Origin of the sequence: Acidovorax sp. LjRoot194 (assembly GCF_964253015.1) — a bacterium.
Lineage (GTDB): Bacteria > Pseudomonadota > Gammaproteobacteria > Burkholderiales > Burkholderiaceae_C > Acidovorax.
In genome coordinates, this window is record NZ_CAXUQB020000002.1 from 95788 (window position 1) to 107387 (window position 11600).

Annotated in this window: 5 protein-coding genes; all 5 read left to right on the forward strand. The window is 54.3% G+C overall.

Features of this window, described 5'->3' with window-relative positions; translation table 11 throughout:
* Nucleotides 1-399 precede the first annotated feature (399 nt).
* The 5 genes from ACSQ3N_RS26780 (at nt 400) to ACSQ3N_RS26800 (ending at nt 11436) form a co-directional block, all read left to right on the forward strand.
* Entirely contained in the window at nt 400-3900 is a 3501-nt protein-coding gene (locus ACSQ3N_RS26780; RefSeq protein ID WP_436137173.1) for a conjugal transfer protein TraN, read from the forward strand.
* A gap of 560 nt (nt 3901-4460) precedes the next feature.
* On the forward strand, nt 4461-5435 hold the full coding sequence (locus ACSQ3N_RS26785; RefSeq protein ID WP_436137174.1) for a hypothetical protein: 975 nt from the start codon (nt 4461-4463) through the stop codon (nt 5433-5435).
* Nucleotides 5423-6415, forward strand: a complete 993-nt coding sequence (gene traF / locus ACSQ3N_RS26790; RefSeq protein WP_436137175.1) for a conjugal transfer protein TraF — start codon at nt 5423-5425, stop codon at nt 6413-6415. Before ACSQ3N_RS26785 ends, traF begins: the two co-directional genes overlap by 13 nt.
* A 1-nt stretch (nt 6416) precedes the next feature.
* Nucleotides 6417-7922, forward strand: a complete 1506-nt coding sequence (locus ACSQ3N_RS26795; protein ID WP_436137176.1) for a conjugal transfer protein TraH — start codon at nt 6417-6419, stop codon at nt 7920-7922.
* A 7-nt stretch (nt 7923-7929) separates the two neighbouring features.
* The gene (locus ACSQ3N_RS26800) at nt 7930-11436 is read left to right on the forward strand and encodes a conjugal transfer protein TraG N-terminal domain-containing protein (protein ID WP_436137177.1); all 3507 of its coding nucleotides are present in this window, start codon (nt 7930-7932) and stop codon (nt 11434-11436) included.
* Nucleotides 11437-11600 lie beyond the last annotated feature (164 nt).

The window sequence follows — 11600 nt, forward strand, 5'->3', positions numbered from 1 at the left end:
GCGGTTGGGCGCTTGATGCTGGCATGGGCTGCGGTCGGTATGCCCAGTATTTCTATGATGGCCTACTCACAAGGCCTCCCAGACCAAGCCCCAACGTCCCTTCAGCGAGACAGCGCTGTACTTGAGCGACGTGTAGACACGGCCACAAGCGACACCCTTATCAATCAGAGAGCTTCCAAGCTCTTGAATGGCCGCTTCGATAGTTCTGCACCCGTTCGTGCTCCTCGGGTTGACGCGGTCGAGCCTTCCGTACGAGAGCCAAGAACCATTTCTGATCCCACGAGTGATGCGCAGGCGCAGAGGCAGGGCCAACGGGCCGGAACGCGCACCGTTCAGGAGATGGTTTCTGGAGCAGAGAAGGGTGGTGCGGTTGGTCGCGCCAGCTACCAAAGGGCGGACTTGGCCAACCAGACCAATACCGTGGAGCGCGTTAACCCCGGCCAAAACGACACTGCACCAGGCCGGAGCAACCTCTCAGAGATCATGCCGGGGTTCAACAAGAACGAGGCGTCTGAGATGAGCAACATGGGCAGTGCGCTGTATGCCAACCCATCGCTGACCAAAGTCGTCGCCGAACAGAACCGGCGCAATCTCCGCCGAGACGGATGCCGAAAGACTGATTTCATACTGCGCGAGCGCCAGAATGTGGATCTGGCTGCGACCGGAGCTACGCACCGCATATTGAAGGTGGAGTTCTTCGACCTGGTCAAAGAACCTATCCCTGGAACCAATCCAGTGGAGTACCAGACGATCACCGTTCCTGGAAAGCACCTGGGCGGGCCTTTGAACATGCAGGTGGCCACTCTCGGCGCCTCGCCTAGCGTTTACTGGGAGCGTGTGGGCGAGACCCACACGATTCGCTACACGTATACCCCTTTCTCTTCCTCCAAGGGGCGAAACTACTTCACGTACAACCATTGGTTGGGATACAGCACCGGAGGAGCAATCCAGCGCGTGGTTGGGGAGATGGTCAGCTATGGGTCGCCGTCTGATTCTTGGAAGACAGTCCATACGCACGTTGTACCCACTGGCGCAACTGCGGCTTACCTGACGGCCGATCTCTACCAGACCAAGGTCACGTACACAGAGCCAGCTCCAGGAAACCCGTGCCCGCCAGACCCGCCAGAAGTTTGCGAGGTCGGGTCGATAGGTGGAGATCCCATCAGGTTTTGTCCGGGCTCCTTTGGCGCGAACATTGCATCGATGTACGACGATGTGGCCCACCCATCTTCAGATAGATACGGCAAGACATTTAATGACCAGATGGCCAACAATGCGGCCCGCAAGGACTACACGACTGACCCTTCAATACGCGCGGGTGTGATCACTGGCGTCAACGCGCCTGCAAGTGCGAAGGCACAAGAGCTGATTGGCCAATGCTCACGTGATGCAGTGTCGCGAGTCGAACTGAACCAAGGTGGGTCCTATGGCATACCCAACATGCAGATGTGCTCGGAAACGCTGGTCAATCCCTATCCGCAGGGTTGCGATGGGTTGCGCCGTTCGTTCGGTCTCTCCTACATGGGCGAGCACAATTATCTGACGGTCAAGGCATTCAACAAGACCAAGGTGCCGATCATTGATCCTGCGACCAACAAGCAGATCAAAGATGCCGACGGCAACCCGCTTTTCACGTACAAGAAAGAGCCGACCAACGTTCAAGGTCAGATCGATACGTCATTCCCGATCATGGGCGCGGCTATCTGCCCAGGACAAGGACGCTGTTCTACCGAGATCCCTGATGACCCTCTGGGTACCAGTGAAGGGAAGTACCTTGAGTACCTGCACTACCCCATGGGTGGAGATCCGAAGGCAAGCGCCTTTGATGGCGTGTATGCGCAGGCTGGTGCTACAAGCAATTTCACGAACTACGGCTCCCCTTTAGCTCAGTGGCTCCCAACCGGGACAGCAAGCGGAGATGGAACGCTTCATGAAATCCGCATGATGGCTAAGGCCTACTCCGTGACCATCAACACCTTTGCTGGCTGTGAACGGTACATGGAATACATAGCGGATGGGTTCTGCAAGGGCGGCAAGTTGACGTGCAAGGAAACCTCGGCAACGCGTTCAGTGGGCGGTGTGACGTTCGGGCCTGGTTTGGCGAACAAGGGCATTGTTGATTTGCTCAAGACCTGGGGCACTGATGCATCGACAGTCATGCCTTCCGAGTACGACAACGGTGTAGGGTCTGAGCCCACGCCCAATGGCCCGCCAATCAAGCTTCTCGATGATCCGATGTGCTGGCTGGCAGATGCGGAGCCTTTCACGTCCTGCAGCACCATGAACAATGAGAAGGGTACGTTGCGGACCTTCTTGCGCGATGGGCAACAATGGGCGACGGACTGCAACCTGGCGGCAGACGACAAGGGCGTTCCGCTTGAAAACTCACCCAGCTGCAAGCGGGTTCCTGAGAACGATGGATGTGACACTCGCTTCAAGGGTCCATTCACCGGGCAGTGCTACAACCCGACCCTTGCTTATGACTGCGGTGAAACAAAGCCTTCGACCATTCCAGTCATCGTTGAGGAGTTGGGTGATGCCTGTTCCGGGGCGATGCGCTGCCTGGGAACTCAGTGCCACCGACCAAACCTGGCAGGCACGCACGGGGGCGACTTCGCCAGAGCGGTAGGTGCTATGGAGGCCGTCAACGCCATGGTCGAGGACATGGTCTGCCTCGAAACGGGAGAGAAGCCAACGAGCGTGACACAAGCGTGCACGCCCTATATTTTTGGTGGCAAGGCCATGTACTGCAAGATCCCAATCGGCAATGAGATTGGGTTGACCCCGAACTGCTGCAAAGAAGCTCAGAAAGGGGCGAAGTCAGCACCTAGTTGGATGGAGTACCTGTCAGCTCTTCAAACGTTGGGAAAGATTGGCCAGCGCATGGGTGTGATGCAGGCCATGCAGGGGTCCGAGGTGTATGGGCAAATTTCTCGCTTTTTTGGTGACGTGAAGCAACCCGTAGTCGATGCCTATAGCAGTGCCTCTCAATTCGTCACCGATAAGTTCATCACTCCATTTAGGGCCGGTTTCGACAATCTGGTGGGCGGCAACGCTGCTCCTGAGGCCGTGGGTAGCGTCGGCAAGGCAGGGGGAATATCAGAACTGATCCATGGATTCGAACAGCAGATCATGGCCGGGATTCAGGACATCCTCACAAAAATCGGGGGCGAGGAACTGTCCGGAATGGTGATTCAAACAGGTGCAAATGGCTTGGAGTTCACTGCAGGGATGCAGAATTTGATGTTTGCATTCCAGATCTACTCTATTGCGCGCTTGATTGGCCACATCATCTTTGCTTGCAAGAAGGAGGAGTACGAATGGGGGATGCAGGACAGGTGGCGACTATGTACGTTCGCGGACAGCTGTTGCAACAAGAAGGTCCCGTTGCTGGGGTGCGTAGAGAAACGCCAGCTGTACTGCTGCTACAAATCGATTGCTATTCGGGTCATCTCGTCCGAGCTGATTAAGAAGAATTTAACCGGATCGCGCCCACGGGGATTCAGGTCAGCCAACGACGGCAGCAGTCTCGGCGGCTGCAACATCAACTGCGGTGGATTCACTGCTTTCGAGCTGGCCGCAGTCGACTGGAGTCGTGTCGACCTGACGGAGTGGACCGATGCTCTTATCGAGTCTGGGCAGCTAAATCCGGCTGACCCTCGAACGAACTACGGCATCTCGCAAAACAGAATCAAGGAAACAATGACTGTCGGTCGCGATGCAGATCCACAGGGTAATTTCACCACCAAGGTTCCGGCAGTGAAGTCCGCTGAGTTGTTAGGTCAGAACATCCCAAATGTGACGAACAACACAGAGGTCTTGAAAGAGGCTCCAGAACATTGCTACAAGGACTCACGACTGATGCCATTCACCTATCCTGGTTGCAAGAGCACTCCGTAGATGACAATTTTTATGGACATTTTCGACAATAGTTATGGACCTTTTCGTTTACCCCAAGGGTGACGAGATCTTCGACAAACTCCACAGAAGGCCGTCAAGCGGCCTTTTTTACGTCCCAGCCGTTTAACGTGCTGTTTTCGCTTGCTTTTCGCACCTGTATTGGAGGGGTGCGCTCCGTACCATTGATCGGATAGATTTCGCCCCCCCGAGCCGTTCGAGAGGGGCCGATAAGTCTTCGATGAAGGGCGGGGTGTCATGGACGGTGCGAGATTTGGGTTACTGGGATTGGTGCTGGTGTGCGTTTGCATAGCCCTTGTGCTTGTTGCTGCATCTTCTGCCAAAGAAAAGGATGCTCGTAAGAACATTCAGTCGAAGGCTCCCGCGAAAGATGCCTCTGAAAGCCAACCAAAACTAGATGCTCTCTCAGCATCTCCGAAGCGCGAGAAGGCCCTTGAGGAGCACGAACTCGTGCTCGTGAATCAGAGCCGCTTGGGAATTCCGCCACCTGGCGAGAAGCGTGTTGAGGCTGTGGCACCACGTACGGTTGGGCGAGCCAGGCTATGAAAAGTGAACTCATGGTCGCCTTGTTGGTGGTAGCGTTCCCTGCACTCGCGTGTGCCTCTGAAGGGGTGGTCAGCGCCGTCAAGGAGTCTGCGAAGGACAACAACAGGATCTCGGTCTGCATCCAGCTTGCGAAAGCAAATGAGCCGACAACCTCCGCCAATGCCGGGGTGAAAAAAGAGGCTGTAGATCAAGTGTCGAGCAAGCTCAAGGTCGGGGAGCCGCTGATGCTCCGTGCCCGTGGTGATGTTGCACGGAAGGCTCTCTACGGGTATCCGAGTGACCTGGGCATGGCAATGCGAATGTATGAGCGCGCGGCCAAGTCTCAGGAAGCCGGATGGAACGCCTCATTGCTCCTCTATCAGTCGGCACCTGACGGGGTGAACCCACAGCTTGCACAGCGAATTCTTTCGCTGCTTGAAAAGTCTGGCGCATCGTCATTCAACTCGCGTGGTGCTGTCGGCGCGCAAGCTCACTATCTCTCCGGTCTTCTCACTGAGACGGGAGCTACGGGCAAGGTTGATGTGAAGAAGGCATTTCTTCACTACCGTGCCTCTGCTCGAAATGGGTACATCCCCGGCTCGTATCACTACATGCGGCTGCTTACCCAGTCCATGAGCAAGCTGACAGAAAGTGAAAGAGCAGTTGCCCTTCATGAGGTTCGCATGATGACGAATCGCTGGAAGTGGCACCTGCCGGAAATCATGATGCTCACTGGTGACCTTCACTCGTCGCGTTGGTTTCCCGACGCTGAAGGATTCACTGCGCAGTATCACTGGCGCATGGCCATGAAGATGGCAACCAGGCTTGGCGGAGTGACCGAAACAAGCGACTTCGAGGCAACGATGCGTCAACGCATCAAGCCTCTCACACCCGAAATGGAAAAGCGGCTTGAAGAGGCCGTGGAAGCGGGTATGCGCATCGCAACCACAACAAAGCACAACCTGGAGTTCGCAGATCTATGCGTGGATTGATTTTGACCAGGTCGGCATTCCTGCTTGCTGCGCTACTTACCCTTTGTGGGCTTGCCGCTGCTCAAAGCGAATCCCGTCCTGCACGGGATGTGAACATGTACAAGAGCGGGGAAGAGGGGTGGTTTTGGTACGAACGAGAACCAGAGCCATTAAAGGAAGAGAAGAAGCCTCTTCCGAAGAAGGCACCGCCCACTCCTTCCATCATCAAGCTGGAGGCCCCCAAGGCAAAGGCGCCTGAGGTCGAGCCGCTGAGCGTGAAGTGGTTCCAGCAGGAATACATGAGCGTCATTCACGCTGCCATCGACGACCCTAGTGAGGCAAACGTTCGCAACTATCGATACGCGACGCGAGTCATGCTGGACAAGGCCAGCAACTTCACACGCCAGTTTCAGAAGCAGTCGCTGCTCGACACGCTGCTCGACGAGTCAGTGCGCTCACCGTTTTCATCCGGCATGCGCGGGAGCTTCCAGGGATGGTCTATCGACGCCAAGAGAGCCGCGACGAAGGGGCTCAACAAGAAGGCGGGCCTGTGGGTCTTTCTCGATGACCAATGCCCGTTCTGCGCCATGCAGTACCCCATCGTTGCTCGATTGGCCAAGGAGCTTCAGTTCGAGGTGTTTTACATCACCCCCGACGGCAAGCGGCCGAGCTGGTTGATGGGCGGGTCCAACGTCCTGAAAGACGAAGGCCAGTCCAAAACACTTCGTATCGGCGTCCGCCCAGCGGTCGCACTTGTCGTACCTCCCGCGAAGGTCACTGTCATTACGCAAGGCCTGCTTTCCCAGGACCTATTGGAAGAGCGCATTTTGATTGCCGGTGATGCTGCTGGGCTTATTACTGGGGTGGAGCGTAAAAACGCATTCCCAGAAGAACGCGGGATATTGACTCCCGAGGATATCAAGGAGTTAGGCAAGGAAATGCTTAAAGACAAAAATGCCCTGACACCCGGCGCACAACAACGACTTGAGAAGAGATATTGACATGCAAATGATTGGCTATAAAAAACTGTTCGCCGGGGTTGTCAATTCCGTTTTAGTGGCTTCGATTATCGGCGGCGCTGTAGCGCCCAAGGACGTGCATGCGGGCTTGAAAGACGCGATGGGTGAAATGTTCCTTGTCAGTGGTACAGGCGCGCAGGCCATCAATACTCAACGACTGAGGGGGTATTACGGTGGGTCGCTATCCGTGAGAGCACCCGGCCGTGGTTTTGAAATCGTACAATTCGCCGCGCCAAAAATTGACGCCGGTTGTGGGGGCGTTGATATTTTCTTTGGCTCATTCAGCTTTATCAACGGTGCCCAATTTGAGCAGCTGATCCGGTCAATTGCCGCAAACGCGGTGGGATATGCAATTAAATTGGCCATCCAGTCGATGTGTAGCCCATGCGGTGCAATTCTTGAAACTCTTGAAGAGGCGATTCGAGACCTCAATAGCCTTGCAAAAAATACCTGTGCTATCTCAATGGCGTCGATGATCGCCACCAAAGACAAGATGATGGAGCACGGCCGAAAGATTGGCGAGCAGCTTTCTGTCAGTGCAAATCGTGCGGCCGACTCGACTGCGGCGACGAACAAGGCCCAAAGCGAAAAGCCATCCGTTACCGCGAAAGGTGGAGATGCTGAAGTCGCCAAAAGCAATCCGGTTCTCGGCAATATGGTCTGGCGTGCTTCCCAACACACGATGGATGCGGGGAATAATACTTTGCGCGCTTTTATGACAACCAGAGAAGTGACGGAAATGGTTCAGTCACTATTTGGCACCTCAATTGTCCGAAGCAAAGAAGCCAGCGATGGGCAATGCACGGGTTCTCCATCCGAGGAGCGCTGCGACAACAAGCCTGCGGAATACTCCCCGACTATTACCGCCTGGGACAAGCTTACCCGTACCCGTTCCACCAGTCCGCAAGGTGTCTCAATTCTTCGCTGCACTAATTGGAGCGAAGGATGCACCCGTGTGGCGACCAGTGTTATGACCGTGGGTGAATGGGGGGGTGTCGAGGACACAATCAATTTGGCCCTATTTGGTACGGTTGATGCGCATAACCGCGCTGCCTATACCGCAGACTCAATCATCGGTTCGTTCGTACATAAGCAACCTGTAAACCTGGATGGCAGTAACTTGTCGCCTCGTGCTCGACAGATGCTAGCTGTAATTCCGGTTCCAATTCTTCTAATGCTTTACGAGGCACAAAAAACGCCTGGCGTCGCTGAAACCATGGGCATGCTGTTGTCGAACACATTGCCACCGTACTTTGAATATCTAATTGCCATGGAACTTCTCGGTATCGGAAGCAATGCATTTACGGGGCAGACGGAAGTTGACACGCCTCAGGCATACAAAGATGCGTTGGCTTCGAAGACTCAACAGTTGGTTGGGATGCGCCCCAAAACTCAGGACCTGGTTGGGATGATCGACGGCATGTACAAGTTACTCACCCAAGCTCAGCACATGACCACGTCCCCCATTCGTCCTCAGGCTCAGCGGTAATTGAATCATGGCATTCACTATTTACACGGTCTCCGACCCCGCCACGGTCGGGTCTGCCCTCAGCGCGATGGCCATGTTCTTTGGACAAGACGACTGGGTTGCATCCGCAATCAAGACCGGGCTGATGCTGTCTTTGATCTTTATCCTTGCCCAGGGGGTGACAAGGAACGGTTTGAGGCTCGATGTGATGGTGATCCAGGTGATTGTGGTTTGGGCAATGTTCATGCCGAAAACCACCGTCACAGTCGAGCAGTTCGACAATGCCGCTCCGCCACGTGTCGTTGATGACGTTCCATATGCCATAGCCCTGCCGGCGTCCGTGGCGGGGGCTTTTGCCCTCTACATGACCAGCAAAATCGAAGCTGTCATGGTTAACGTGGATGGAGACTATCTATCCGTCAGCGGTGATTCCCATCCATTTACACCAGCTCGCGCCCTGATGGCAATCACGATGTGCCCGTCAGATCCTATGTCCTGTGCCGACCAGAATCTTGTGGAGTCGATGCGCCTTGCAAGCAGGTATTGCGCAAGCGGTAAATTAGCAAATACCGACTTCAAAGTTTCTGGCAATGTTTTGCAGTCGTTCGCAGATACTCTTGAATTGCAAGGCCAGACAATCGTTTTCGATACAACCAACCCATATATTCCTGGCGGTGGGGGTGGACGTGCTGTTTCATGTGCAGACGCAGCGTCGCACTTTCTGAGTGTCGCTCAGAATGAAAGAGATGGGGTGGGTTCGGTGAGCAAAGCCATGAATGGTTTGGCCAATCGCGCAGAGATCAAGAAATACTCTTCCAGTGCACGAGCCGCATCACAGACCGAAAGGACCTGGGATGAAGCGCTCACCGACATTAACCGACTTCGTGATTCTAATTCGAAAATGGATTCGTTGGCATTCGCGAACGTGACGCTTTATGCGCTAGCTGACACCATGAAATTCAGTGCAAATGCTCCGCTGGATCAAGCAATATCAATCAGGCGCGACACGAGTTTGTTTGAGTGGGCCAAGTCCGAATCTCAGCAGAGCATGCTTGTGAGCACGACCGCTCCCAAGTTCATGGACATTTTGTTCTTCGTGTTTATTGCTTCGACTCCCATCGTGATGTTTATCGTCGCGGCAAACCCTCAGGGCGGTTTGAAGGTTGCCGGATCGTACGCACTCTTCGGGATGTGGACACAGAGTTGGATTCCAATGATGGCCATCGTCATGTCGTGGTACCAGACTGAAATCCGAAACATGGTGAGCCCCCAGAGTTTCACGCCCGAGTACATGGCGTTTTTTATGCGCCATGCTTATACGACAACTATTGCGGCGTCGAACATGATCCAGCAGGCGCCCTATCTCATGTTTGCCATCATGACGGGGAGTATGTTTGCACTTTCTGGAATGGTGTCTAAGGCAATGCCATCAGGCAAGGGCGATTCTTCTGCTGCACTCAAGGGTGGAGGTGCAGGTGGTGGGGGCGCAGATGTGATGAATCCGGGTAGTGCGAAGGGGGCTATTCCGGGAGCAGGGATGGGTCACGCCCTTCACGGTGGTATGGCTGCTATGCAAGGGGGCATGACGTCGGCCGGGGTTGGTGTAAGCGGTGATGGATCGGCCGCTTTACCGGGGATAGCGAAGCTAAGTGGGTCCGGTGCAGTACAAGGCGGTACTGCACAGGCAATGGAATCCTCCGCATCCTCAAGACAGCAATTGCAAAGCCAATCACAGCAGGCATTCTCTGAACTGGCTCAATTAGTCCAGAGTTCCGCTAAGAAAATTGGCGGCGCGAAGACAGCGCAGGCAATGTCATCGAGTGATTTAAGCTTTAGCTTCGACTCTAAAACTGGGCAGATTTCATCAAAATACGGCTCGTTTGACGTCTCTTCAGGTCAGACCAATTCAACTGGCACTCAGGCCAGCGCTGGCGTTGAAGCTAACGCGTCCGGGGGGTTTAAGGTATTTGGTAATGGATTGAACGTGGGCGCTAATATTGCTGGTGCTATTAAAGAGGCGGTATCGCAAGATGTAAAAGCAGGTAACTCGAACGGGGCTCGACAACAACAGGATGCAGGCACATCCGAGTCAACTCGTGTTTCTGGAGGTAGATCTGCGTCTTCTGGATCAAGCTCTACAGACGGCGCAGAGTACGGAAATGCAGCGACTAAGGCCGACGCATTACAAAAAACATTCTCAAAGCTTGCTTCCCAAACTGATGCGCTGGACAAGGCAGATAAGGCTACTTCGCAAGCGTCTCAAACTTCCGCGGCATCAGTTGGGAAAGATATTGACGGAGGTTCAGTCGTTTCCAATTGGGCGGCCCAATCTAGCCGCCAATTCAACGGTAGTACGGGTAATGACGGCGTCGCGTTATCCCGAGTACAGGGTATTGCAAATTCAGCATTGAGCTCTGATCAGCAAAAAGCCCTTGGCGAATCTGCGGCTGCGGAGATGAAACGGCTCGACAAGACCGGTGCTTCAACCGCATTAGGTAGGGACCAAGTGGCGATGGCTGCGGCTTGGAACACCCTTTCCGATATGGCGGCAACAGCTTCGACACCTCAGGAAAAAATCGCTGCCCAGCTGGGAATGGCGCAATTGGCTAAAGCGGCCGGATCTGCGGATATTACGAAACCACTCCAAGCAGTCAAGGATAGCCTTGATGCAGTTGCAGGTGTTGCAAGCAACATCTCTGCGATGGAATCAAAAATTTCACCTTCCGTCGCGCAATCGGTTGCAGCAGCAGATAGCCGTTTGTCTGCTTCCGCGACTGGTGGTTTCAATAGCAGCGTTGCACAAAGAATGGACGAACACAAGAAGGAAGCCAATGGAGCCAGGGGAGCAGCACTTGGAGGCCTAAGCGCTGTGACTGCAGCTGGTGAAGCCGCAAAAACCCAGGCACTTAATTCCTCGAATTCTATTCAGTCAAACTTAACCAACACTGCCCCATTGGTAAAGGCATCTCAGGAATCATCGGCTGCTCAATCAGCTATCCCAATGAGCGGTGATATCAACCAGTTCGGCGCAGGAAACCAAACTAGCGTCGGACACAAAATCTTTGGATCTCAGTCGGAAGGTAAGAACAGTGGTGCTAATGGGCCTGAAGGGTCTAACGGCGTTGCCCCGACTAAAACGCTGAATGATATGTTGGGCTCAGGCGCTACGAAAGCTCAGGAGCTGTCATCTGATCTTTCACATTCTTTAGCCAAGGTCTCAAGTGTTGCGCCAGCTGCGCTCGGTTCAGCGGTGTCAGCCAGCATGGATACAGCAAGATCACTAATTCCAGGGGGGGGGCAGTCCGGTGGCTCAACAGGTTCAACGAGCAGTTCAACCACAAATATTATTTCGGGGGGCAGTGCGAGCGAGCTCCCTAAACTAGGCGGGGATGGTGGGATTAATCTTTCTCAGGGGGGCGGCGGAAGTGGGCCTGCACCTGCGTCTGCACCGGTAACGCCATCTGCGAAACCTTATGCCAAAGACAACCCGTCAACTGACGCTGGCAAATCTAAAACCCCAATGGGTAGACGTTAAATGAAATCGGAATCACCTGGCTTAGGGATTCCGACTTTCAAGATCGGATCGAATTTCATGGCGGGCTCATCCTCGATCTCATCTTGGATTGACTCGGAGCTACGATTGCCATAGATAGCTTTAACTACAAAGCCTATACCAAGCGCAGTAACTAATAAAATCAG

Excerpts from the sequence above, each read along its gene's own strand:
- ACSQ3N_RS26785 (WP_436137174.1), top strand. The coding sequence starts at position 4,461 with ATGAAAAGTGAACTCATGGTCGCCTTGTTGGTGGTAGCGTTCCCTGCA.
- traF (WP_436137175.1), top strand. The coding sequence starts at position 5,423 with ATGCGTGGATTGATTTTGACCAGGTCGGCATTCCTGCTTGCTGCGCTA.
- ACSQ3N_RS26795 (WP_436137176.1), top strand. The coding sequence starts at position 6,417 with ATGCAAATGATTGGCTATAAAAAACTGTTCGCCGGGGTTGTCAATTCC.
- ACSQ3N_RS26800 (WP_436137177.1), top strand. The coding sequence starts at position 7,930 with ATGGCATTCACTATTTACACGGTCTCCGACCCCGCCACGGTCGGGTCT.